The organism is Phyllobacterium sp. 01N428 (assembly GCF_056399405.1).
On sequence record NZ_JBFTRH010000007.1, the window covers coordinates 86,122 to 109,331 of the forward strand.

A 23,210-nucleotide genomic window follows, 5' to 3' on the forward strand; every position below is an offset into this window, starting at 1 on the left:
GGCGGTCAAAGCGTTTATTGGAAAGCCATGTCCATTAAACCTGTACACATCATTGGCGGCGGTCTCGCCGGTTCCGAAGCCTCATGGCAACTGGCGCAAGCCGGTGTGCCTGTCATCCTGCATGAAATGCGCCCCGTGCGCGGCACGGATGCCCATAAGACCGAAGGACTGGCCGAGTTGGTCTGCTCCAATTCGTTCCGTTCCGACGATGCCGAAACCAATGCGGTCGGCGTGCTTCACGCCGAAATGCGGCTTGCCAATTCGCTGATCATGGCTGCGGCAGACGCCCACCAGGTGCCGGCCGGCAGCGCCCTTGCTGTCGACCGCGACGGTTTTTCCGATAAGGTCACCGCAATCCTCTATGCGCATCCCCTCATCACGATCGTGCGCGAAGAGATCACCGGCCTGCCGCCAGCAGACTGGGACAAAGCCATCATAGCGACCGGACCGCTGACGGCTCCTTCGCTTGCCGAGGCCATCGGCCGTGAGACCAGCGCCGACGCCCTCGCCTTTTTCGATGCGATTGCTCCGATCGTGCATTTCGATTCGATCGACATGAACGTCTGCTGGTTCCAGTCGCGCTACGACAAGGTTGGACCGGGCGGCACCGGCAAGGATTACATCAACTGCCCGATGACCAAGGAGCAATACGAGGCCTTCGTGCAGGCCCTGATTGCCGGCGACAAGACGGAATTCAAGCAGTGGGAAGGCACGCCCTATTTCGACGGCTGCCTCCCCATCGAGATCATGGCGGAACGCGGGCCGGAGACGCTGCGCCACGGTCCGATGAAGCCCATGGGGCTCACCAATGCGCACAATCCCACAGTCAAGGCCTATGCAGTCGTGCAGCTGCGCCAGGATAATGCGCTTGGCACGCTCTACAACATGGTGGGCTTCCAGACGAAGCTGAAATATGGGGCGCAGACCGAAATATTCCGCATGATCCCCGGGCTCGAAAACGCCGAGTTCGCGCGCCTCGGCGGCCTGCACCGCAATACCTACCTGAATTCGCCCACCCTCCTCGACCCGACGCTGCAATTGAAAAGCCGGCCAGGCCTGCGCTTTGCCGGTCAGATCACCGGCTGCGAGGGATATGTAGAATCGGCGGCCATCGGTCTCCTCGCCGGCCGGTTTGCCGCCGCCGAACGACTGGGCCAAGCCGTTACGCCGCCGCCGGCCACGTCGGCATTCGGGGCGCTCCTCGGCCACATTACCGGCGGCCATATCGTCACCGATGAGGAACCGGGGAAGCGCTCCTTCCAGCCGATGAACGTCAATTACGGGCTCTTCCCGCCTATCGAGGCACCGAAGTCGGAAGGCAAACGCCTGCGCGGCAAGGAAAAATCCAATGCCAAGAAGCGCGCCATGAGCGCCCGCGCCCTCGCCGATTGTCGCACCTGGCTCGGATTGCCGGCGATTGCCGAGGCTGCGGAGTAGCAAGCTACTTTAAATCGGAGTTTCGTTTCCTCAAGTGTGCTCACCACTTTGGGCGGCCGCCCATCTTTCCGCTTGCGGGGGGATGCCCGGCAAGGCCGGGGGGTGCTGCTTCCGCGATCGGCCTTCTCTATGCTAACTGACTGAAGCCTTCAGCATCGCCCACTGCCGGCGCAGCGGCGTGATATCGGCAACTTCGTTCGCAGCATCAGCGCCCTTTGCCTTGAGCTTTTTCAGATAGATACGCGTAAGCCGCGCCGGCAGGTATGCAGGACGCAGGCTGACGCGCAGCTCCTTCGCGCCGGCTTCAAACTTTGCCAAATGGTCCGTCGCAAGCGCAATCATGGCAGCGACAGCGCGCGCAATCGCTTCCCCATCAGAACCATCAAGGAGGTTCTGCGGGCTGCAGCCGACCGCTGTCAGGATATCGGCCGGGATATAAATCTGGCCTCGCCGCCTGTGCAGGGGCAGGAGCCGCAGCAGGCCGGCAATCGCCTGCGCAACGCCGGCATGTCCCGCCGTATCCGCCTGCTTCAGCGCGGCATCCTCATCGAGCACCAGCGATGCCAGCTGGATCAACGCCGACGCGGTCTCGCCGCAATAGCCTTCAAGATCATTGCGGCTGGGCATCGGGTCGTCATAAAGGTCGAAAATCCGGGCTTCGCAATAATTGTCGAAAGCCTGCCGCGGCAGGTCGTGAGTCTTGATCGTGTTGAGGAGCGCGGCGGCCACCGGATTCGCCGAGACCGCGCCATGTTCGGTGCCGTTGATCAGATCGCGCCACCATTGCAGCCGTACCTCGCCGGGCAACGGATCATGGATCAGGTCGCGAATGCGGGCGATCTCCGCATTGAAAGCATAAATCGACGCCAGCGCGCCGCGCTTGTCCTCGGGGGCATAGAGAATCGAGACATAGCGATCAGGGTCCGCATCGCGCAGGAACTGCATGCAGTAGGTTTCATTGGCGTTCATCGAGATGCCGCCTTAATCGACGGCGATCAAGGCAGCCGCCACCGCCCGATCTTCGGCCAGCAAGACATTATAGGTGCGCACTGCCGCGCCTGTGCTCATGGGATCGGCGGAAATGCGGTATTTGCGCAAGGCGTCGCGCAATTCCTGTGGCAGCCGGCGCAATTCCGTGCCTGTGCCTACCAAGAGGATCTCGATGTCATCCGCTTGCTCGATCACGAGCGACAAATCGGCAGCCGTCACGATTGGCGGCGTTTTCGGCTCCCAGCCATGAATGCCTGACGGAAGACACAGAATCGAGCCACGATGGGACATGTCGGCAAAGCGAAATCCGCCATTGCCATAGGCATCGATCGGCGCGCGCCCCGGAAAATGGGCGTCCCGGATTTCAATGCCCTTGGCCAAGTCCCTAAACTCCGTTCTGCTCGGACGCCACCCTCGGGGTGTCATCAACAACGTCGCGGCCCTTGAGCCCGAACAACATCAATAGCGGACCGGCCACGAAGATCGACGAATAGGTCGCAACAATGATACCGACGGCGATCGTCAGCGCAAAGGAACGCACGTCATCGCCGCCATAGATGTAAAGCATAAGGAGTGCGAGGAAGGTAGCAAGCGAAGTCAGGATAGTGCGCGACAAGGTTTGATTGATCGATGCATCGAGAACGGCCGACAGCGACATGGTGTTGCCATGGCGCCTGAGGTTTTCGCGGACACGATCATAAATCACCACCGTATCGTTGAGCGAGTAGCCGACGATGGCAAGAAGCGCCGCGATGCTCCAGAGATTGAATTCCATCTGGAAGATAACGAACATGCCGACGATGAGCACGACGTCGTGGATCGTGGCAAGGATCGCGCCGAGCGCAAAATGCCACTCGAAGCGGAACCAGACATAGGCAAGGATGGCGACGAGCGACAGGACCACGGCGAGCACACCCGCCTGCGACAATCCACTCGATACGGACGGGCCGATGACATCGACACGGCGGAAATCGTAGTCGTCCTGCAGTTCGCCGCGGATCTTGACGCCGACGGTCTGCTCGGCATTCTCGCCCTCGCCCTGGCTTCCAACCGTTATCAAGGCGCGGTCGTCCGACTTAAACGGTTCGATCTTGACCTCGCCAATGTTCAGATCATCGAGCCGGCTATAAACATCGTCGAGGTCGATCGGCCCTTGCCGCGACTGGATTTCGACCAACGTGCCGCCCTTGAAATCGATGCCGAAATTCATGCCGACAACGGCAAAGAGGACGATGGCGGCAATGCTCGACAGCGCCGAAAACCCGAGGGTCAGGCCGCGCAGTTTCATGAACGGAATTCTGGTGTTGTTCGGCACGAGCTTGAGCGGTGCGCCAGGTACTTCCTTTGGCTTCGAGCGTTGCACCCAGATCGATATGAGCCACCTGGTCAATGTGAATGTCGTGAACAGCGTCGTAACGATGCCGATCGTCACCGTGAGTGCGAAGCCGTGCACGGGGCCGCTGCCGAGAATGAACAGGACGAGCGCTGCAATCAGCGTGGTCACGTTGGCATCGACAATTGTCGCAAGCGCCCGGGAAAACCCGGAGTCGATGGCCTGGATGACTGAAAAGCCCGCCCGCCGGTCTTCACGGATGCGTTCATAAATAAGGACGTTCGAATCCACCGCCATGCCGATCGTCAGGACGATACCGGCGACACCGGCAAGGGTCAGCGGCGCGCCGAAGAGCGTCAGCACGGCAAGGATCAGGAGGACATTGACGACAAGGGCAACGCTGGCGATGACCCCGAGGAAGCCATAGGTCAGCAGCATGAATAGGATGACGAGCGCTGCGCCGATCAGGGCCGCAATCTTGCCGGATGATACGGCTGCAGCGCCCAGGTCGGTACCGATGGTGCGCTCTTCGATCACGGTAACATCGGTCGGCAAGGCGCCCGCACGCATGACAAGCGCAAGATTGCTCGCGCCAGAGAGGTCGAAATTACCGGTAATCTGCCCGGTGTTGCCGGGAATGGCCTCGCTGATCACCGGCGCGGACAGAACCTGATTGTCGAGGACAATAGCAAAGGACTGCCCGACATTGGCTTTCGTCGCCTTGGAGAAGCGATCGGCGCCGATGCTGTCGAGCCGGAACGTCACCACCGGCTCTTGTGACGCTGTGTCGATACCGGCCTGCGCGTCGACAAAATTCTTGTTCGAGACGAGCGGCTCGGTCTTGACCAGATAGGGAACCGGCGGATCGTCGAAGGAATAGACGACCTCATCGCCTTCCGGCGGTGTGCCATCGACTGCCTTCTGAGCCGGCATCGATGAATCCACCATCTGGAAGGTGAGTTCGCCTGTCAGGCTCAATATGTCCTTGAGGAGCTGCGAATCGTAGAGGCCCGGCACTTCGACAAGGATACGCCCGTTGCGCTGGCCCTCGACATTCGGATTTGTATAGCCGAGTTCGCTCAGGCGCCGCGTCAGCACCGCCATCGTCGCATCCGTATCGGGGAGATGGTCCTTGTCGACCTGCAGGCCGATGCGCGATCCGCCTTCGAGATCAAGCCCGAGGGCAAGCTGCTTCTTCGGCAGCCAGTCCGGCAGCTTTACCAGTTGATCCTGCGTGAACAGATTGGGAAGAGCCAATATGACGGCTGCCAGAACAACGGCCCAAATGAGTACGGTCTTCCAGCGGCTGAAATAGAGCATTCGGCAATAACCTTCGGCATAGAATCAACAGGGCGGCTCAGTGGCCGCCCCGTAACTATGCCTTATTTCTTGTTATCGGCAACCGGTTCGCCCTTGACCCGTACATCGGCGACCATGCCGCGCAACACCCGTGCCTTGACGCCATCGCCGATCTCGACATCGAGTTCGCCCGTATCCTCATACACCTTCACGACCTTGGCGATGAAACCGCCGCCGGTGACGATCGTGTCGCCGCGGCGAATTGCCTTCAGCTGTTCCTCGCGCTTCTTCGCCGCCGTGCGCTGCGGACGGATGATGAGGAAGTACATGATCACGAAGATGAGGATGAATGGCAGAATGCTCATGAGCATTTCCGGTGCGCCGCCGGCGGCCTGTGCATATGCAGGAGTTACGAACATTGAGACAAACCTCCAGAGAAGACATATTTTGATTATACCTGAGCCTGCGCAATACAATGTTTGCGTTGACAAAAGCAACCGTACAAAACCGTGAGGGCGGCTTTTCGATTTATCGTCAACATGATAGTTGCAGGTGCGCAGGTAAAGCAAAGGCTGGATGGGAATGTCGCGGGAATTGCTGACGGATAAACTTGACCGCTTGATTAAGGTACTGGAGCGAATGGCGCCGCCCGAGCCGCAGGCAGTCGACCTTGATGGCGCCGACTGTTTCGTCTGGAATCCGGACCATCTCTCCTTCGATCCAGTGACCAGGGTCAATCGCGTCGATATCTCGCTGATCCGCGGCGTCGACACTGTGCGCGATATCCTTTTCGACAATACAAAGCGCTTTGCCGAAGGCTTCCAGGCCAACAATGTGCTCCTGTGGGGCGCGCGCGGCATGGGCAAATCCTCGCTGGTCAAAGCGGTGCACGCCTCCGTCAATGCTGCAGCCGGCGATAACGGCGCGCCCCTGAAGCTTGTCGAGATCCACCGTGAGGACATTGACAGTCTCCCTGCCCTCATGGCGGCGATCAAGGACACCGACTACCGGTTTATCCTGTTCTGCGATGACCTTTCCTTCGACCATGACGATACGTCCTACAAGTCGCTGAAAGCTGCGCTCGAAGGCGGTGTCGAGGGCCGGCCGGACAATGTCATCTTTTACGCGACATCCAACCGGCGGCACCTCTTGCCGCGCGACATGATCGAAAACGAGCGCTCTACGGCGATCAATCCGTCGGAAGCGGTGGAGGAAAAAGTGTCCCTTTCCGACCGTTTCGGCCTATGGCTCGGATTTCACAAGTGCAGCCAGGACGATTACCTGGCCATGATTGATGGCTACGCCGCGCATTTTGACCTTGGCGTCGAAAAGGGCGAGCTCCATGCCGACGCCCTGGAATGGTCAACGACGCGCGGCTCGCGCTCGGGGCGTGTCGCCTGGCAGTTCACTCAGGATCTCGCTGGGCGGCTTGGGAAGAAGCTGTAGTCAGCTCGCCGCCTTGTCCAAAGCCTCTTCGGCCCATTGGTTGAGGCTTTTCCCGGCGCGTTCCGCCGCGAGGACTGCGCGGCGATGAACTTCGGGCTTCACCCGAAACATCATCTTGCCCGAGTAGGGCTTCTGCGGCTCCTTGCCGATCTTGGCGCAAGCCTCGATATAGTCATCCACCGCTTCATGAAAAGCCGCTTTAAGGTCGACGACTGTATCGGCATGAAAGCCGACGCCATCGCTTATATCGGCGATTTTGCCGAAAAAGATTTCATCTTCGTCATCATACTCTACCCTCGCAGTGTAATTCTTGTAGTGCATGACGTTCATGGTTCGATTCCAATTCTTTCCAGAAAGGCCCGGGCGGCGCGGACTTGATAGCGCTTTGCTTCCTTGGTGGGATGAGGCCTGTGAAAGCTTTCCAGTTCACCATCCTTTTCAAATTTGACACGCGAGCCACTGCCCTCGATCGCCCGTGCCACGACGCTGACCAGCAAGCTTTCCATATCCGACCATGCTATCGAGCCAGAGACCGGGTCAGAAAAGACAGCGAGCAGGGTTCGCCTATGCCTGCTATTCATCAAAATACCTCTTAAAATATATTGCTTGCAAGCATTGAATGCTAGCATAATCATCAATCTAAAATGCAAAACCCCCGAAGGTTGATATCCAACTTTCAGGGGCCAAATTACATAACGGCTTTGAGCTCTCGGTCGAAGCCTGATCAGGATTCTAGATATTTTGACGGATCAACCGGCGTCGAGTTCTTGCGCACCTCGAAGTGCAATTTCGGCTGGGTGGCGTTGCCGGTCATGCCCGACTTGCCGAGTTCCTCGCCGCGCTTGACCTTCTGTCCGCGCTGGACATTGAGCTTGCTGGCATTGCCGTAGACGGTGACAAGACCGTTGTCGTGGCGCACGAGCACGGTATTGCCGAACTCCTTCAAGCCGTCGCCCGAGTAAATGACGACGCCGTTCTCGGCAGCCTTGATCGGCGTGCCTTCGGGTACCGAGATATCGATGCCATCGCTGCCCTTGCCGTAATTGGCGACGACACGTCCACGCACCGGCCAACGCATGCCGGTGACGCCGGTCGCCGATGGCGCTGCGGCCACGTCCTTCTCCGCATCGTCGATCACCTTCTCGCTTGCCTGCGGCGGCGTATACGGCTTAGCTTGGCCGTCAGGCTGGGCATTGGCCGGAGTTGCTGCAGTCGGCGCGGCGTTGGCGACAACCTTGGGCTGTTCGGCGGGCGGCGTCGATGCGGTCTTGACCTGGTCGACCGCGCCCTTCGACTTCATGTTATTGGCGACATTCTGCGCAAGCGAACCGCTGGAAGGCGGAATGATCAGCGACTGGCCGATACGGACAGTACCGTCGGTCATGTTGTTGGCCTGCTTGATGGCCTCGACATTGGCGCCGGTCTTGCGCGAGATCGCATGCAGCGTATCGCCGCTCTGCACCGTATAGGCACCGTTATTATTAGCCGGCGTCTTTGCAGACGTAGAAGCGTTGGGCTGCGTTGCCTTTACCTGCGGCGCTTGCGGCATTACGGCAACGTTGTTGGCAGAATTGTGGGCTGGCTGGGCAGGCATGCGTGCTTCACGTCCGTCGGGGGTCTTCAAAGTGTTAGTGCTGGAGCCAAGCGGTGCCGCCCGCATGGGCTGGACCGGTTCAGCGGATGCCATCTGCTGGCTGCGCGCCGGAGCGCTGGCAACCGGAGCAAGCGCAGGACGCGAGGGCTGCGACGATACGGGCGGCAAGGCCGACGCACTGGCTGCGCCAACTGGCGGCAGGTTGCCGCGCTGAACTTTTCCGCTGCCGACCGAAGCGGTCTGCGTCGAATCGACCGGCGGCGTATAGGGCTGCGGGCCGTTGTTCTGCGCCATGACGGCGCGCTGGTTATCGCTGTAGCCGGAGCTGAAATCGGCGCTGGTGAAGCGCTGCACGCCTGAGCTGCAACCTGCAGCCAATCCAGCAACCGTAAGAATAGCGGCATTTAGAGCCAGCCGCCGTGACGCTTTGTCTAATGTACTCAAACGCATCGCATGTCCCGCCCGTACTCAATACAAGTTTATTGGCGCCATTAGATCGCGTTAATGTTACCCGACGGTTAAAGTGCTCATAAAATTTGCGAAAAATTCACCAAACCCGTAGAGGGTTGCCCTACGTCGGCTTATAAATAGCCACGCGGGCGCGCTACGAGCCGCGCCGAGTGCACGTAGTTGATGATGGAGATCAGAGCGCGGCGGAGAGGCCTTCGAGAAGCGGCAGGAAACGCACCGGCATCATGTCCTGGCGCTCGAAACGGCTGCCGATCTTGGAAAGGCGGGCCATGACCTGCCTGCCCTCAAGCGCGCCGATCGGCGCGATCATCACGCCGTTCGACGACAAGAGGTCGACGAATTGGCGCGGCAGGCTCTCGAACGAGCCCCAGACAATGATCCGGTCAAACGGGCCGTCATTGGCAAGGCCATGCCTGCCGTCGGCATGTTTGACGAAGGTGTTCTCGATCTTCAGCGCTTGCAGCCGTTGCTGGGCAAGCTCGGCAAGCGTTTTGTAGCGCTCCAGCGACAGGACACGGCCCGCAAGACGCGCCATGACGGCAGCTGTGAAGCCTGTGCCAGTACCAACCTCCAGCACGCGGTGCGTCGGCTCGAGATCGAGCGACTTGATCAGCTGCGCCTGAAGGTCGAGCCCTTCCATGAACTCGCCGCACTCGATCGGCAGCATCCCCTGCCCATAGGCCAGAGTACCAAGATTGCCATTGACGAACGCCATGCGCGGCGTCGCCTCGAAGGCACCGAGCAGGCGTTGGTCGGTATTGCCGAGCGAGCGCATGCGCAAAACGAACGCGGCAAACCCCTCCCGTTCGGACAATGCAGGCTTCATGCGAAGGCATCCTCCAGCGCCGCACGCGTCTCGTGCGCGGTGAGGTCGAGCTGGAGGGGCGTTATCGAGATGAAATTCTTGCGGATCGCCGCGACATCGCTGTTTTCTGCGGGCACATCCTTGCCCCGCCCGTAGCGCAGCCAGTAATAGGGCAGACCACGCCCGTCATGACGCTCTTCGATGGCGAGGCCATGCGAAAGCTTGCCCTGTACGGTCACCCGCGTCCCGGCGACGGCGCCGGCGTTGCAGTTCGGGAAATTGAGATTTATGAGGACGCCCTTCGGCAATTCGACGCCGAGCAACTTCTTCAACAGGTCCGGCGCATGCGCTGCCACGACGTCCCAGGGCAGCACCCGGGCGTCGCCCTCAAGGCCATATTCCTGCGACAGCGCAATCGACCTGATGCCGAGCAACGTGCCTTCGATGGCACCGGCGATGGTTCCCGAATAGGTGACGTCATCGGCGGTATTCGATCCCGCATTGACGCCCGAGAGGATAAGGTCAGGCGGCTCCGGCATCAGGTGCTTCACGCCCATGATCACACAATCCGTCGGCGTGCCGCGCAATGCAAAGTGCCGCTCGTCGATCCTGCGCAAGCGCAGCGGATTGGAGAGCGTCAGCGAGTGCGCAAGACCGCTCTGGTCGGTTTCCGGCGCGATCACCCAGATATCGTCCGAGAGGCTTCGGGCAATGCCTTCGAGCACACTCAGACCTTCCGCATGAATTCCATCATCGTTGGTCAGTAGTATGCGCATTGCCCTATCCTTGCCTGTTAAACGGCTCTTTCGATTCGTGTCAGCCCACCCATATAGGGCACGAGTGCTTGAGGAACCGTAACGCTGCCGTCCTCATTCTGGTAATTTTCGACAACCGCGATAAGCGCGCGGCCGACCGCGACACCGGAACCATTCAGCGTATGGACGAAGCGCGTCGACTTCTCCCCTTCCGGCCGGTAGCGCGCATTCATGCGACGGGCCTGGAAATCGCCGCAGACAGAGCAGCTCGAAATCTCGCGGTAGCTCTTCTGCCCCGGCAGCCAGACCTCGATGTCATAAGTCTTCTGCGCGCCAAAGCCCATGTCGCCCGTGCACAGCGTCACGGTGCGGAACGACAGATCAAGACGCTTTAGCACCTCCTCGGCGCAGGATGTCATGCGTTCATGTTCCTCGATCGAACGTTCCGCATCGGTGATCGACACCAACTCGACCTTCATGAACTGGTGCTGGCGCAGCATGCCCCGGGTATCGCGCCCGGCCGACCCGGCTTCCGAACGGAAGCACGCGGTCAGTGCGGTCATGCGCAGCGGCAGGTCGCGTATGTCGAGGATTTCCTCGCGTACGAGATTTGTCAGCGGCACTTCGGCGGTCGGGATGAGGTAGCGGCCTTCGGTCGTCTGGAACAAATCCTCGGCAAATTTCGGCAATTGGCCCGTCCCGTACAGAACCTCGTCATTGACGAGGAGCGGCGGGCTCACTTCCATGTAGCCGTGCTCTTGCGTGTGCAGGTCCAGCATGAACTGTCCGAGCGCCCGCTCGAGCCGTGCAAGCTGGCTCTTCAGCACCGTGAAACGGCTGCCGGAAAGACGCGCGGCGCGTTCAAAATCCATGTAGCCGAGCTGTTCGCCGATCTCGAAATGCTCCTTCGGCTCGAAGGCGAAGTTCTTCAGCTGCCCGATGCGGTGCACCTCGACATTGTCGGACTCGTCCTTGCCGACCGGCACGCTTTCGAGCGGAATGTTAGGAAGTACTGAGAGCGCATCGGTCAGGGCACGGTCGAGCTGACGCTCTTCCTCTTCGGCCGACTGCAGGAACAGCTTGATGTCGGCGACCTCGGCCTTCAGCCGATCCGCAGTCGCCTGGTCCTTGGCGCCCATGGCCTTGCCGATTTCCTTGGACGCGGCGTTGCGGCGCTCCTGCGCCTCCTGCAATTTGCCGATATGCTGGCGGCGCTTTTCGTCGAGCTCGATCAGGCGGGACGACGCCGGCTCATTGCCTCGTTTGGCCAGAGCTGCGTCAAGCGCTTGCGGATTCTCGCGGATCCATTTGATGTCGAGCATGGGAGTAAAGCCGTCTTGGATGCGTGGTAAAATGGGCCCGAAAACCCGGCGAAATCGGAGAGTGTCAGGAGGAGACTTCGCTTGAGCCCGATTGCGCTTCGGCTTCGGCCGCTGCACGCTTCCTCTCGACCAGACGCACCATCCAGATGGAAATCTCGTAGAGAATGATCGTCGGGAGCGCAAGACCGATCTGGCTGACCGGATCCGGCGGCGTAATCACGGCGGCAACGATGAAGGCGATGACGATGGCGTATTTGCGCTTCGACTTCATGCCGTCATAGCCAACGAGACCGACGCGGGCCAGCAACGTCGCAACGACCGGAAGCTGGAACACCAGGCCAAACGCGAAAATCAGCGTCATGATCAGGCTGAGATACTCGGAAACCTTCGGCAGGAGCGAGATCTGCACTTCACCTGCGACGCCTTGCTGCTGCATGGCGAGGAAGAACCACATCACCATCGGTGTGAAGAAGAAATAAACGAGGGCCCCGCCCATGAGGAAGAGGATCGGTGACGCAACGAGAAAAGGCAGGAATGCCATGCGCTCATTGCGGTAAAGGCCAGGCGCGACGAATTTGTAGATCTGCGAGGCGATCACCGGGAAGGCCAGCACGATGCCACCGAACATGGCGATCTTCACCTGAGTGAAGAAGAATTCCTGCGGCGCCGTATAGATCAGCTGGGCCTTGGCCGGATCGAAACCCGCCCAGCCCACGGCCCATTGATAGGGAATAACGAGAAGATTGAAGAGCTGCTTGCCATAGTGGAAACAGCCGAGGAATGCGACGAAGAACGCAACAAGCGCCCAGATCAGACGCCGGCGCAATTCAATGAGGTGCTCGATCAGAGGCGCTGAGCTCTTGTCGATTTCGTCGTCGGACTTGTTCAAGATTGTTTCCCCGTATCGCCAGTCTTGGCGCGCGGCTTGGCCGTTGTCTTTGCGGGCGCCTTGGCAGCCTTGGCTACCGGAGCCTTGGAAGCGGCGGTCTTGGCAGATGCGGCCTTCACTTCGGTTGCCTTGGGCGCCGCCGGCTTTGACTTCCGCACAGCCGGTTTCTTTGCCGGCGCTTCAGTCTTGGGCTCGGCGACAGTCGAAGCAGCCTGCGTCGCTGCCGGTAATGGTTCCATCACCTGCGGCTGGAGCTGAGCTGCGCCGGGCGCGCTCGGATCGGGAATGGCAACGTTATCCTTGGCTGATGCAGCCACGTCCTTGAGACTTGAGCGAATATCCTCGCCCATCGTCCTTACCGGATCGAAGACCTTGCGGATATCGCTGCGCGGATCGAGGCTTTTAGCGTCGTTGATGATGTCGCGGACATCGTCAAGCTCCGCTTCCTTGAGCGCCTCGTCGAACTGGCGGCGGAATTCTCCGGCCGTTGCACGAAATTTCGCTGTTGCCTTGCCAAAGGCGCGTATCATCTTCGGCAAATCCTTCGGACCGACCACCACGATCAGGACGATCACGATAACCAGGATTTCCGACCAACCGACTTCAAACATTCAACATGCTCCAGCGCGGCAAATCCGCCGCGCCCATGACGAGGCTAATCATTGCCGATCAAGACTTGGTCGTCTTTTCCTTGACCGAGTTCACCGGCTGGCCAGTCTGGTTGTCGATCGTCTTCGAGCCGTCGGCCGTTGCTTCGTCTTCATCGCTCATGCCGCTTTTGAAGTTCTTGATGCCCTTGGCAACATCGCCCATCAGTTCCGGAATTTTGCCGCGACCGAACAGAAGAAGCACGACTGCAAGCACGATAAGCCAGTGCCAGATTGAAAAACTACCCATAATTTCCTCACATTCGCCCAATGGTTCGGGCTGATCTATGCCTTTTCCCCGTGCTTTTCAAACACTAGAGCTGCTTGCTCTTTCACATTCATGTAAGCGACGCGCAAGGCCCAAGTTTAAAACCCGCGCAAAATCTTGCGTGACGGGTTGTTTAGGCCACATTATCCTTAAGTCCAAAGCTTGTCTCAATCATGTTCGACGCGCGGCGTCAAAAGACCAAGCTCCTCAAGATCGATGTCCGTTAGCGGATCCTCATCCTCGGTCAGCTCATCCGGATCATTGGTTGGAACGGGCACCGCGAAATTTGCAGGCATGCGCGCCGACAACAAGCCTGCCCCGCGCAGTTCATCGATGCCCGGCAGATCGCGCACCTCTTGCAGGCCGAAATGATCGAGGAATGACGCCGTGGTGCCGTAGGTTATCGGCCGTCCGGGCGTGCGCCTGCGGCCGCGGAACTTTATCCAACCTGTTTCCATGAGAACGTCGAGCGTTCCCTTCGACGTTTCGACGCCGCGAATGTCTTCAAGCTCGGCGCGCGTCACCGGCTGGTGGTATGCGATGATAGCCAAGACTTCGAGCGCCGCTCGCGACAGCTTCTTCTGTTGCACCGCCTCGCGGTTCATCAGGAAGGCGAGATCCGCCGCGGTCCGAAACGCCCAGGCGCCGCCGACCTGACGCAGGTTGATACCGCGCTTTGCATAGAACTCCTGAAGCTCGCCGAGGAGGGCTGGAACATCGACGCCGGATGGCAGCCGTTCCTGCAACGCCTTCTCGGTAACGGGTTCAGCGGACGCAAACAGGATCGCTTCCACCATGCGCAGCGCCTCGGAAATCCCGATCCGCGCTGTCCAGCTCGCGCCCGGCTCCATGATTTCGTCGTCTTCCAGCGTATCGTGAATGTTGTCAGCCATTGACCACATCCTCCATCGGCTCGAAATAAGGCTCGGTCGCCTTGGACTGCCGATTGCGCAAATAGATCGGAGTGAAGGCGCCGGTCTGGCGAATTTCAAGATGGCCTTCGCGCACCATTTCAAGGCTTGCCGCAAAGGAACTCGCGATTGCGGTTGCTCGTTCTGCCGGCGAGACGATAAATTCCAGGAGATACTGGTCGAGAGCAGTCCAGTCCTTCATTTCGCCGACAAGGCGCATGAGGATTTCTCGGGCATCCTTCAGCGACCAGACACTGCGCCGGGCGATCTGCACCTGCGACACTGCCTGCTTCTGCCGTTGCGAGGCATAGGCCGTCAAAAGCTCATAGAGCGTCGCGGCATAAGTGTTGGTCTGGTCAACTATGACCGCTTCGGGCATGCCGCGCGCAAAGATATCGCGCCCGAGCCGCGGGCGATTGACGAGCTTCATCGCCGCATCGCGCATCGCTTCGAGGCGCTTCAGCCGGAACTGCAGGGTTGCAGCCAGTTCCTCGCCGCTTTCGCCGTCATCGCCCGGCGACTTGGGGATCAGCAGCTTGGATTTCAGATAGGCAAGCCAGGCGGCCATGACGAGATAATCGGCCGCAAGCTCAAGCCGCAACGCCTGCGCCTGGCGAATGAAGACGAGATATTGTTCGACGAGTGCGAGCACGGAAATGCGCGCAAGATCGACGCGCTGGTTGCGCGCCAGATGCAGCAACAGATCAAGCGGGCCTTCGAAGCCCTTGATATCAATGACAAGCAAAGGCTCACTGACGCCGCGATCGGACGGACTTTCCCAAAGCGCCTCCATGGGCGCTCCGTTATTGCCGTTTAGCTTCTGTTCCGTCGCTGCCAAAAATCTCTCACGCTTCTATGCCACCGCTTCGAAATAGCGCTGGAATTCTTCCCGGAGTTCCTCCTCATTGGAGGCATCCGGCTGCTTCCTGTATTCAATTGCCCGCTTTGCGCGCTCGAATGCCTTGCCTTCGAGCTCCGGCGTACACGATGCAACTGCCCGCATCTGATCCATGATGCCATGGCAATGAAGCACGATATCGAGTCCGGCGGCAAAGATTGCTTTGGTGCGGTCGAAATAATCCCCAGAAAGTGCGTTCATGGAGATGTCGTCGCTCATCAGCAGCCCGTCGAAGCCAATATGGCCACGTATAACCTCTTCGACAACCTTTCCCGAGGTCGTCGCCGGATTCTTCGGGTCTATGGCGGCGAAGATCACATGCGCGCTCATCGCCATCGGCAAATCCGCAAGAGCGCGGAACGGTGCGAAATCATGCTCGGCCAACGCATCGAATGGTGTCGTTACCGTCGGCAGCTCATGATGCGTATCGGCAAACGCGCGGCCGTGGCCCGGCATGTGCTTCATAACCGGCAACATGCCGCCGGCGATCAATCCGTCCGCTGCGGCGCGGCCCATCGCCGTGACGCTCTCAGGCTCCTTGCCATAGGCACGGCTTCCGATGACGTCGTTTGCGCCCTCGACTGGAACATCGAGTACAGGCAGGCAGTCAACATCGATCCCGCGTTTTAGAAGGTCGAAGGCGTGCAGGCGCGACAAGAGCCAGGCAGCGCGCAGCCCTTCTTCCTCATTCTCGCGATAAAGCGCGCCGAGGGCCGAACCGGAAGGATAGTTGGGCGCCAGCGGTGGACGCAGGCGCTGCACGCGCCCGCCTTCCTGGTCAATCAGCACGAGCGCATCCTCGCGATCGACGAGATCGCGCAAGTGCGCACAAAGGTCCTCGATCTGCGCCGGTTCGCTGATGTTGCGGGCAAACAGAATAAAACCCCACGGGCGCTCATCGCGGAAAAACGCAATTTCGTCTGGGGTCAGTTTCAATCCGGCAGTGCCGGCAATCCATGCTTTTGATTCGCTCATGCGAGAAGTCTACTTCCTCAATCCAAAAAAGGAAAAGGCGGCCGGAGCCGCCTTGTCTCATTCATTGTAGTGCCGATCACTGCGTGACGAAGCAACTGCCACCGGCAGATTTGTATTTCGTGCATAGATTGATCGCGTCAGCCTTGGATCCTGCCGGGATGCGCACCCGGAAGAACGTGCCCTTGCCGGCAATCTCGGCCTGCTTGATGTCAACGCCGCGACCGCCGATCACACCCGCATATTTCTGCGAGAGCGATGCATAGGTCTTTTGTGCGCCTTCGACGTTAGGCTGCGAAGCGATCTGGATCAAGTAGGTGCCCGCTGCCGGGGCAGCGGAGGCGACCTGCTGTCCTGCGGCATTCTTTGGCGGCACGCGATCGACGATGTCGACCGGCTGATCGGCGGGGCGATCGACAACCGGTGCATTCCGAGGCGCCGCCGACACGGAGGCGACCGTTTCCTGCGTGATCTTCTTGGTCTCGACCGCCTTCGGCGCAACTTTTGCAGCGACAGTCGCCTTGGCGGGCTTTGCCGGCTCCGGTGCAGCGGCCTGCGCCGGGGCGGCAGGTGCATCATTACTCTCGACCAGATCGCCAATGGCGTCGTCACCCGAGGTATCGGCCATCTGCGGCGCGGTCGGAGCGTCGCTCGCTACGGCCGCAGCTGCCGGACGATCGACCGGGGCAGCGGCGGGACCGCTGCTGAGCGCCTGATCATTCTGCGGGATCGACGCAACCATCGTTCCGTCCGGCTTGACGACCATGGTCTGGACCTTGCGCGGCGCCAGCGTATTCGTATTGGCCGCCGGCTGCTGATCGTTGGCTGCGGTATCCTGCTCGGCCGGATCGACCCGTGCATCGACCTTGTCGGTCGCCGGATCCTCGGCATCTTCATCGGCGGCTAGATCGACCGGATCTTCACGAGTGGTCACGAGCTGATCCTGCTTTGGCGCCGTCGGTGCAGCCGTTGCGTCCTTGTCGTAGACTGCCTTGTCCTGATTGGGCACGATTGCCGTACTGGTCGTCTCGGGTTGAACCTTGATCGGCGTCTTGTCGGCCATGATCACAACCGGGTCACCGCCCGCGCCGCCGGTCCATTTATAGGCAACGGCGCCCGCGACGGCAACCAGCACCACGGCAGCGGCCACACCCGGTACGAACAGGCTGCTGCGGCGCTTCGCCTGCTTTTCACCGTAAGGCGTTGCGGCGATATCGACATTGTCGCGGCGCGGATCGTAGCCGAAATCATTGTCGTCCTCGGGACCATAGGCTGGCGTTTGATGCTGGCGGGCACCGGCGGCTGCCGCACCCATGGCGGCGACCCCAGCGGCGGCCGCATAACCAGCCGGACTATACTGGCCCTGCTCGGCCTTGTTGCCAAACACATCGGCAAAGATGTCGGCGTATTCGTCTTCTTCGGGCTCGGCTTTCGCCGCAGGTTCCTCAGCGACTGACTGGCTCGAACGCACCTCTTCGGCCTCGATCGATCCGAAGACTTCGGCAAATTCACTCTCGAGCTCGCCGAGCGCATGATGTTCGGGAGCATCGTCCTCGTAATGCACTTCCGGCAGGTCGAGCGCTTCCGTGAAATCGACGCGATTTTCCGTTACCGAGATTGTGTCGACGTCAGGGGCAGCATCGATCGCCGATGCGGCCCGGTCGAGTTCATCTGCGTAGTCATGCAGATCGTGAACTTCGGGAAGCTTCGGAGCGCTCGCGACCGGCATCGCTACCGGAACTTCGAGTTGCTCGCGGACGGGCGCCACTTCTGCAGACGGCTCGACAGCCTGATAGAGCGGGAATACCGGCTGGCTCTCGGCAACTTCTTCCTCGGCTTCGGCCGAAACGTCGAAATCGTCGAACGCCGCCATCAATGCCTCAGAGTCGAACTCGTCCTCAGCGACCTGGGGCTGCTCCTCGGTGGCTTCGTAGCTCTGCCGCGTTGGTTCCGGCGCGCTGTAGGCGACCGGTTCGGGCGCACTGTAAACGGCAGGCTCCGGGGCTGGCTGGTGAGCGGCCGGCTGCTGATAGGACATCGCCCGGGCAATCGACGGGGCGGGATGCTCCGCACGGCCGGTCATCTGCGCCTGCGATCCATAACCCCAGGAAGCAGTTGCCGAACGCTGCACCACGGGTTGCGGCGATCCAGCGAGAAGGTTCTCGAGTTCGTCTTCGAGGCTCATCGATGGCGCATCGACCACCGAACGGCCCTCACCTGCCTCATTGTCAGCATAAGAAAGGTCGGGCTCGTAATCGGCATAATCCGGTTCGGCATAGGCCGCGAGGGGTCCTGACGCCGCTTCATGACGGCCGTAATTCGGATCGCTCGCGAGTTCGCGCTCGATGGCTTCCTGAAAATCGTCCACCGCATGGCGATCGTCATCAGCCAGTTGCTGGTGATCAGGAACTTTCGCGGCGGACTGCACGGGCGCAGGCTCGTCGAAGCCTCCCATGAGTTCGCGTTCGAGGTCCAAGGCAAAGGCGTCGTTCGACGCGGCATCATGACCTTCATCGGGCGTTCCCATGATGCGGGAAAGCTCCATCAAAGGATCGTCATTGCCGAATCGCGAATCATCCTGCCGGTGAGAACGCTGAATAATATTGTCCGCCATAGCGTTAATCCTGTACTCAACTGTGGGACGTCCGCAAACGTCTCGCATTGGCCTTACCAGCGCAATGTGGGCAAAAGTTGTCAGAATTGCTACGCTTTTCGGCGGTTTATACCGTGTTATACCCGCTTTTAGCGCATTTCGGTCGGAGCGTCCGCACCTATTATTGTCAATCCGGACGCCAAGACTTTCGAAACAACCTGAACCAGCCCTAGCCTGGCTTCTGACAAGTTTGGATCGTTAACCTTAATAAAACGTAAGTCCGGATTTTCCGTGCCTCTGTTCCACTGCGTATGCAGCGCGCTGGCAAGGTCATAAAGGTAGAATGCGAGCCGGTGCGGCTCCTGATGCAGCGCCGCTGTCTCGATCAGCCGGGGATACTCGGCCAGCTTGCGGATGAGCGCGATTTCGCTCTCGTCGGTCAGCAAACCGAAGTGCTGGGAACTGCCCGCCAATGCTTCTTCGCCAATATTCATCTGCTCCATCGCCTGCCGGAAAACCGAGTGGCAGCGGGCCGAGGCGTACTGGACATAGAACACCGGGTTGTCTTTCGAATGCTCTGTCACCTTGGCAAAATCGAAGTCCAGCGGCGCATCGTTCTTCCGGTAGAGCATCATGAAGCGGACGGGATCGCGTCCCACCTCCTCGACGACATCGCGCAGTGTCACGAACTCGCCGGAACGCTTCGACATGCGAACAGGTTCGCCATCGCGAAAGAGCTTTACCAACTGGCAGATGAGCACCGTAAGCTTGGCCGTGCCGCCTGAAACGGCGCGCGCCAGCGACTCGAGCCGCTTGATATAACCGCCATGATCAGCGCCCAGCACATAGATCATCTCGTCGAAATGACGATCATACTTGTCCTTGAAGTAAGCGACATCGGCGGCGAAGTAAGTGAACTGCCCGTCAGACTTTACCAGCGGGCGGTCGATGTCATCGCCGACATCGGTCGACCGGAACAGCGTCTGCTCGCGATCTTCCCAATCCTCCGGAAGCTGGCCCTTCGGCGGCGGCAGCTTGCCCTTGTAGACATGACCCTTCAACGTCAGGTCGTTGATCGCCGACCGGATCAGCTTCGCATTGTTCGCATGCAGTGTCCGCTCCGAGAAAAACACGTCGTGATGCACATTCAGCGAAGCAAGATCATCGCGGATCATCGCCATCATGGCATCAATCGTCCGGTTCTTGACGATGGCAAGGGCCTCTTCTTCCGGCATTTCCAGGAGTTTGGTGCCGAAATCGCTGGCGAGCGCCTGGCCGACGGGAACGAGATAGTCGCCCGGATAGAGCCCGGCGGGAATTTCGCCGATCTGCTCGCCAAGCGCTTCGCGGTAGCGCAACATCACCGAGTTTGCCAGAACGTCGATCTGCGACCCGGCATCATTGACGTAATATTCCTTGGTGACGTCATAGCCAGCAAACTTGAGAAGATTCGCCAGGGTGTCCCCGACGACGGCGCCGCGGCAGTGGCCGACATGCATCGGTCCCGTCGGATTGGCCGAAACATATTCGACGTTGACGCGATGCCCGTAGCCAAGCTGCGAGCGTCCATAATTGAGGCCCGCCCCTTGCATGATCGCCAATTGCCGGTGCCAATAGGAGTCTTTCAATCGCAGGTTGATAAAGCCCGGCCCCGCCACATCGACGCTGCCGACATCGGGATCGCTCTTCAGCGCCTCGCCTATCCGCACGGCGAGTTCGCGCGGATTCTGCCCAACCGCCTTGGAAAGAACCATGGCGGCATTGGTCGCAATATCGCCGTGGCTCGGATCGCGCGGCGGCTCGACGCCCACGCGGGACAGGTCGATTTCGCTGCCTTGCGCAGTCTTGAGTTCAAGCGCTTGCAGGGCTTTTTTTATCCGCGCGTCGAAATCGGCGAAGATGTTCATGACGTCATACTCGTTTGGGTTTTAGCAGGGTCTAGCGGCTAGCTACCGCAATTTGCGCCCGCATTAAGCTAAATCGGGCGTATGGTCAAACAGGCGTCGGTGTTCTCGCACAGCATAGGTGTCGGTCATGCCCGCAAGAAAATCGGCGACGAGCCGGGCCCGCATCGTCGCATCCCCCTGTTCACCCTCCTCCCGCCAGCCCTCGGGCATCGATTGCGGGTCGTCGAGGTAGGCATCGAAAAGCTCGCGTACAATCCTGTCCGCCGATTTGCGCACCCGCATGACGCTGTCGTGAAAGTAGAGATTTTTGTAAAGAAATGCCTTCAGCGATTTCTCCTCTTCCCGCATCGAAGCGGAGAACCCGACGATGGCACGACCCGCGGCGTGGACATCGCCAATATTGCGCGGCCTGACCGCGTCAAGGTTTGCCTGTGCCGCCTGAATGACATTTTCAACCATGATCGTGATCTGACGCCGGACGATCTCGTGCGACGTGCGCACATCGTCAAGCGATGGGTATTTCTGCCGGACCGCCCGCAGGATGCCGCCGGTAATGGCAACATCTTCCAGGCTGTCGAGCGAGAGCAGGCCCGAACGCAATCCGTCATCGATGTCGTGGGCATTATAGGCGATATCATCGGCAATCGCCGCGCACTGCGCCTCAAGCGAAGCGAAGTTCGCAAGTTCGAGGTCGAACCTTGCATTGAACTCGACAATCGGCGCGGGGACAGGATGCCCAAGCCCCTCGCCCTTTGTATTCGTCAGCGGCCCATTGTGCTTGACCAGCCCTTCCAGGGTTTCCCAAGTGAGGTTCAGCCCGTCGAAATCGGCATAGCGTTTTTCAAGGTTCGTCACGATCCGCAGTGACTGGGCATTGTGGTCGAAGCCGCCAAAATCCCGCATCCTTTCGTTCAGCGCATCTTCGCCCGTGTGGCCGAACGGCGTGTGGCCAAAATCATGGACCAGCGCGATCGCCTCGGCGAGATCCTCGTCGAGCCGCATCGAGCGCGCCAGTGCCCGCGCGATCTGCGCAACCTCTATGGTATGTGTCAGGCGCGTGCGGTAGTGGTCGCCCTCATGGGCGATGAAAACCTGCGTCTTGTGCTTCAGCCGGCGAAAAGCCGTCGAGTGAATGATCCGGTCGCGATCGCGCTGAAAAACCGTACGCGTCGGGCTTTCGCTTTCAGCAACCAGCCTCCCGCGGCTCTTTTCGGGGTCGCAGGCATAGGGCGCCCTTTCCCTATAACCGAACCCGATACCCTGCATGGACATTCTCGAACTTCCCTCACGCGCAGCTTCCAGTTGGCAGGAACCTGCGCGCCGTTGACTTCACAGTCGCCAATTCTTAGCTATGCTATATGATGAATGGCAAGGTGTGACATGATAATGTCGAGCCGGCCAAACAGGGTGCGGAGGAATCCGCGAAGGAAGCTTGAGCGAATGACCGAAGCCGTAAATATTTCCGTATCCGATGCCGCTGCAAAGCGCATATCGGCTATCCTGAAATCCGATCCCGAGAAGACGGCGCTGCGCATCTCGGTCGAGGGTGGCGGCTGCTCCGGGTTCTCCTACAAATACGATCTGGTCGATGCCCAGGATGCAGACGATATCGTCATTGAAAAGCTCGGCGCGAAGGTGCTGATCGACGCGATTTCCCTGCCCTATATCGGCGGTTCTGAGATCGATTTCGTTGATGACCTCATGGGCCAGTCGTTCCAGATACGCAATCCCAACGCCACGGCGTCCTGCGGCTGCGGAACGAGCTTCGCAATCTGAACTCCCGTCATTGCCGCCGTCGCAACCCAGAGCGGATCCCATGAAAATCGTTACCTGGAACATCAACGGCGCCAAGGCGCGCATCGACGTCCTGATAACATGGCTGCAGGAATCCAATCCTGACATCGTCTGCCTGCAGGAAATCAAATCTGTCGATGATTCCTTTCCACGCTTCGAGATCGAAGCGCTCGGCTATCATGTCGAAACGCACGGCCAGAAGGGCTTCAACGGCGTCGCGATTCTCTCCAAGAAATCGCCCGATGAAGTGACGCGCGGACTGCCCGGCGATGACAGCGACGAACAAGCCCGATTCATCGAGGCGGTGTTCTCGACCGAGCGAGGCGCGTTGCGCGTCGTGTCGCTTTATCTGCCGAACGGCAATCCCATCAACACGGAAAAATTCCCATACAAGCTGAACTGGATGGCGCGACTTGAACGCTGGGCCGAAGCGAGGCTGGCGCTCGAAGAGCCGCTGATCCTCGCTGGCGACTACAACGTCATCCCCGAACCCATTGATGCAAAAAACCCCGAAGTCTGGGTAAACGATGCGCTGTTCCAGCCGGAAACCCGTCAGGCGTTCCGCCGCCTCGAAAACCTCGGATTTACGGATGCCGTTCGCAATGTCAGCGAAGAAGCGGGCATTTATACCTTCTGGGACTACCAGGCCGGCGCCTGGCAAAAAAATAACGGCATCCGCATCGATCACCTGATGCTGTCGCCGGAAGCAACCAATCTCCTCGAATCCGCAACCATCGAGAAGCATGTGCGTGCTTGGGAAAAGCCTTCCGACCACGTCCCCGTAGCGATTTCAATCGCCTAGCTTGATGTATTGATAACGAGACGGATAATATTTCTGAAACAATCCTGAAATATTTCTGAAACAATTTTTTTAGAATC

At 59.5% G+C, this 23,210-nt stretch carries 23 protein-coding genes; 4 read left to right on the forward strand and 19 right to left on the reverse strand.

Features of this window, described 5'->3' with window-relative positions; all coding sequences use genetic code 11:
• The first annotated feature begins 27 nt into the window (after nt 1–27).
• Nucleotides 28–1,437, forward strand: coding sequence for a methylenetetrahydrofolate--tRNA-(uracil(54)-C(5))-methyltransferase (FADH(2)-oxidizing) TrmFO (trmFO, locus tag AC1DNI_RS17315; protein WP_477692729.1), 1,410 nt, complete (start codon nt 28–30; stop codon nt 1,435–1,437).
• 132 nt (nt 1,438–1,569) lie between these two features.
• Here trmFO and AC1DNI_RS17320 read toward each other — a convergent pair whose 3' ends face one another.
• The 4 genes from AC1DNI_RS17320 to yajC all read right to left on the reverse strand — a co-directional run bounded on the left by AC1DNI_RS17320 (nt 1,570) and on the right by yajC (nt 5,478).
• Nucleotides 1,570–2,406, reverse strand: a complete 837-nt coding sequence (locus AC1DNI_RS17320) for a phytoene/squalene synthase family protein (RefSeq protein ID WP_477692730.1) — start codon at nt 2,404–2,406, stop codon at nt 1,570–1,572.
• 12 nt (nt 2,407–2,418) lie between these two features.
• Nucleotides 2,419–2,808 carry an Mth938-like domain-containing protein gene (locus AC1DNI_RS17325; protein WP_477692731.1) on the reverse strand — a complete coding sequence of 130 codons (390 nt, stop codon included), beginning with the start codon at nt 2,806–2,808 and terminating at the stop codon, nt 2,419–2,421.
• A 4-nt stretch (nt 2,809–2,812) separates the two neighbouring features.
• The gene (gene secD, locus AC1DNI_RS17330) at nt 2,813–5,080 is read right to left on the reverse strand and encodes a protein translocase subunit SecD (protein ID WP_477692732.1); all 2,268 of its coding nucleotides are present in this window, start codon (nt 5,078–5,080) and stop codon (nt 2,813–2,815) included.
• 62 nt (nt 5,081–5,142) lie between these two features.
• Complete coding sequence (gene yajC / locus AC1DNI_RS17335; protein WP_091921723.1) at nt 5,143–5,478, reverse strand: preprotein translocase subunit YajC; 336 nt, start codon at nt 5,476–5,478, stop codon at nt 5,143–5,145.
• Between the two features lie 163 nt (nt 5,479–5,641).
• On the opposite strand from yajC, the gene AC1DNI_RS17340 reads away from it, so the two are divergent.
• The gene (locus tag AC1DNI_RS17340; protein WP_027231469.1) at nt 5,642–6,505 is read left to right on the forward strand and encodes an ATP-binding protein; all 864 of its coding nucleotides are present in this window, start codon (nt 5,642–5,644) and stop codon (nt 6,503–6,505) included.
• Here the strand turns inward: AC1DNI_RS17340 and AC1DNI_RS17345 are convergent, their stop codons facing one another.
• The 15 genes from AC1DNI_RS17345 to AC1DNI_RS17415 form a co-directional block, all read right to left on the reverse strand.
• The gene (locus tag AC1DNI_RS17345) at nt 6,506–6,835 is read right to left on the reverse strand and encodes a type II toxin-antitoxin system HicB family antitoxin (protein ID WP_091921725.1); all 330 of its coding nucleotides are present in this window, start codon (nt 6,833–6,835) and stop codon (nt 6,506–6,508) included. It abuts the gene before it with no gap.
• Entirely contained in the window at nt 6,832–7,140 is a 309-nt protein-coding gene (locus AC1DNI_RS17350; protein WP_477692889.1) for a type II toxin-antitoxin system HicA family toxin, read from the reverse strand. The genes AC1DNI_RS17345 and AC1DNI_RS17350 overlap by 4 nt, the downstream gene beginning before the upstream one ends.
• 89 nt (nt 7,141–7,229) lie before the next feature.
• Complete coding sequence (locus AC1DNI_RS17355) at nt 7,230–8,549, reverse strand: peptidoglycan DD-metalloendopeptidase family protein (RefSeq protein ID WP_477692733.1); 1,320 nt, start codon at nt 8,547–8,549, stop codon at nt 7,230–7,232.
• 193 nt (nt 8,550–8,742) lie between these two features.
• Nucleotides 8,743–9,396 carry a protein-L-isoaspartate(D-aspartate) O-methyltransferase gene (locus AC1DNI_RS17360; protein WP_027231473.1) on the reverse strand — a complete coding sequence of 218 codons (654 nt, stop codon included), beginning with the start codon at nt 9,394–9,396 and terminating at the stop codon, nt 8,743–8,745.
• On the reverse strand, nt 9,393–10,151 hold the full coding sequence (gene surE, locus AC1DNI_RS17365) for a 5'/3'-nucleotidase SurE (protein ID WP_091945896.1): 759 nt from the start codon (nt 10,149–10,151) through the stop codon (nt 9,393–9,395). The genes AC1DNI_RS17360 and surE overlap by 4 nt, the downstream gene beginning before the upstream one ends.
• A 17-nt stretch (nt 10,152–10,168) precedes the next feature.
• Entirely contained in the window at nt 10,169–11,452 is a 1,284-nt protein-coding gene (gene serS / locus AC1DNI_RS17370) for a serine--tRNA ligase (protein WP_477692734.1), read from the reverse strand.
• A 64-nt stretch (nt 11,453–11,516) separates the two neighbouring features.
• Entirely contained in the window at nt 11,517–12,341 is an 825-nt protein-coding gene (tatC, locus tag AC1DNI_RS17375) for a twin-arginine translocase subunit TatC (RefSeq protein ID WP_113280711.1), read from the reverse strand.
• A complete protein-coding gene (gene tatB, locus AC1DNI_RS17380) occupies nt 12,338–12,952 on the reverse strand; it encodes a Sec-independent protein translocase protein TatB (protein ID WP_477692735.1) in 615 nt (204 codons plus the stop codon). Before tatB ends, tatC begins: the two co-directional genes overlap by 4 nt.
• A 58-nt stretch (nt 12,953–13,010) precedes the next feature.
• Nucleotides 13,011–13,238: a twin-arginine translocase TatA/TatE family subunit gene (locus AC1DNI_RS17385; RefSeq protein ID WP_027231478.1), complete on the reverse strand. Its 228-nt coding sequence runs from the start codon at nt 13,236–13,238 to the stop codon at nt 13,011–13,013.
• A 185-nt stretch (nt 13,239–13,423) separates the two neighbouring features.
• A complete protein-coding gene (scpB, locus tag AC1DNI_RS17390; protein ID WP_477692890.1) occupies nt 13,424–14,107 on the reverse strand; it encodes an SMC-Scp complex subunit ScpB in 684 nt (227 codons plus the stop codon).
• A 34-nt stretch (nt 14,108–14,141) separates the two neighbouring features.
• Nucleotides 14,142–15,005, reverse strand: coding sequence for a segregation and condensation protein A (locus AC1DNI_RS17395; protein ID WP_477692736.1), 864 nt, complete (start codon nt 15,003–15,005; stop codon nt 14,142–14,144).
• A gap of 15 nt (nt 15,006–15,020) precedes the next feature.
• Nucleotides 15,021–16,040: a beta-N-acetylhexosaminidase gene (nagZ, locus tag AC1DNI_RS17400; protein WP_477692737.1), complete on the reverse strand. Its 1,020-nt coding sequence runs from the start codon at nt 16,038–16,040 to the stop codon at nt 15,021–15,023.
• A 76-nt stretch (nt 16,041–16,116) separates the two neighbouring features.
• Complete coding sequence (locus AC1DNI_RS17405; protein WP_477692738.1) at nt 16,117–18,651, reverse strand: SPOR domain-containing protein; 2,535 nt, start codon at nt 18,649–18,651, stop codon at nt 16,117–16,119.
• Between the two features lie 128 nt (nt 18,652–18,779).
• Nucleotides 18,780–20,537 (reverse strand): arginine--tRNA ligase, encoded by a 1,758-nt coding sequence (gene argS / locus AC1DNI_RS17410; RefSeq protein WP_477692739.1) that lies wholly within the window; start codon nt 20,535–20,537, stop codon nt 18,780–18,782.
• 63 nt (nt 20,538–20,600) lie between these two features.
• Entirely contained in the window at nt 20,601–21,809 is a 1,209-nt protein-coding gene (locus AC1DNI_RS17415; protein WP_477692740.1) for a deoxyguanosinetriphosphate triphosphohydrolase, read from the reverse strand.
• Nucleotides 21,810–21,977: 168 nt separating this feature from the next.
• Here AC1DNI_RS17415 and erpA point away from each other — a divergent pair, with 168 nt between their 5' ends.
• Both erpA and xth read left to right on the forward strand, forming a co-directional pair.
• Nucleotides 21,978–22,313: an iron-sulfur cluster insertion protein ErpA gene (gene erpA, locus AC1DNI_RS17420; protein ID WP_027231485.1), complete on the forward strand. Its 336-nt coding sequence runs from the start codon at nt 21,978–21,980 to the stop codon at nt 22,311–22,313.
• Nucleotides 22,314–22,353: 40 nt separating this feature from the next.
• Entirely contained in the window at nt 22,354–23,133 is a 780-nt protein-coding gene (gene xth, locus AC1DNI_RS17425) for an exodeoxyribonuclease III (RefSeq protein WP_477692741.1), read from the forward strand.
• Nucleotides 23,134–23,210: the final 77 nt, after the last annotated feature.

Coding starts and splice junctions, on each gene's coding strand:
- AC1DNI_RS17405 (WP_477692738.1), bottom strand. CDS start 18,651: ATGGCGGACAATATTATTCAGCGTTCTCACCGGCAGGATGATTCGCGA.
- argS (WP_477692739.1), bottom strand. CDS start 20,537: ATGAACATCTTCGCCGATTTCGACGCGCGGATAAAAAAAGCCCTGCAA.
- erpA (WP_027231485.1), top strand. CDS start 21,978: ATGACCGAAGCCGTAAATATTTCCGTATCCGATGCCGCTGCAAAGCGC.
- AC1DNI_RS17350 (WP_477692889.1), bottom strand. CDS start 7,140: ATGATTATGCTAGCATTCAATGCTTGCAAGCAATATATTTTAAGAGGT.
- AC1DNI_RS17360 (WP_027231473.1), bottom strand. CDS start 9,396: ATGAAGCCTGCATTGTCCGAACGGGAGGGGTTTGCCGCGTTCGTTTTG.
- tatB (WP_477692735.1), bottom strand. CDS start 12,952: ATGTTTGAAGTCGGTTGGTCGGAAATCCTGGTTATCGTGATCGTCCTG.
- AC1DNI_RS17385 (WP_027231478.1), bottom strand. CDS start 13,238: ATGGGTAGTTTTTCAATCTGGCACTGGCTTATCGTGCTTGCAGTCGTG.
- xth (WP_477692741.1), top strand. CDS start 22,354: ATGAAAATCGTTACCTGGAACATCAACGGCGCCAAGGCGCGCATCGAC.
- AC1DNI_RS17345 (WP_091921725.1), bottom strand. CDS start 6,835: ATGAACGTCATGCACTACAAGAATTACACTGCGAGGGTAGAGTATGAT.
- AC1DNI_RS17355 (WP_477692733.1), bottom strand. CDS start 8,549: ATGCGTTTGAGTACATTAGACAAAGCGTCACGGCGGCTGGCTCTAAAT.
- yajC (WP_091921723.1), bottom strand. CDS start 5,478: ATGTTCGTAACTCCTGCATATGCACAGGCCGCCGGCGGCGCACCGGAA.
- AC1DNI_RS17415 (WP_477692740.1), bottom strand. CDS start 21,809: ATGTCCATGCAGGGTATCGGGTTCGGTTATAGGGAAAGGGCGCCCTAT.
- serS (WP_477692734.1), bottom strand. CDS start 11,452: ATGCTCGACATCAAATGGATCCGCGAGAATCCGCAAGCGCTTGACGCA.
- surE (WP_091945896.1), bottom strand. CDS start 10,151: ATGCGCATACTACTGACCAACGATGATGGAATTCATGCGGAAGGTCTG.
- AC1DNI_RS17320 (WP_477692730.1), bottom strand. CDS start 2,406: ATGAACGCCAATGAAACCTACTGCATGCAGTTCCTGCGCGATGCGGAC.
- trmFO (WP_477692729.1), top strand. CDS start 28: ATGTCCATTAAACCTGTACACATCATTGGCGGCGGTCTCGCCGGTTCC.
- secD (WP_477692732.1), bottom strand. CDS start 5,080: ATGCTCTATTTCAGCCGCTGGAAGACCGTACTCATTTGGGCCGTTGTT.
- scpB (WP_477692890.1), bottom strand. CDS start 14,107: ATGGAGCCGGGCGCGAGCTGGACAGCGCGGATCGGGATTTCCGAGGCG.
- nagZ (WP_477692737.1), bottom strand. CDS start 16,040: ATGAGCGAATCAAAAGCATGGATTGCCGGCACTGCCGGATTGAAACTG.
- AC1DNI_RS17340 (WP_027231469.1), top strand. CDS start 5,642: ATGTCGCGGGAATTGCTGACGGATAAACTTGACCGCTTGATTAAGGTA.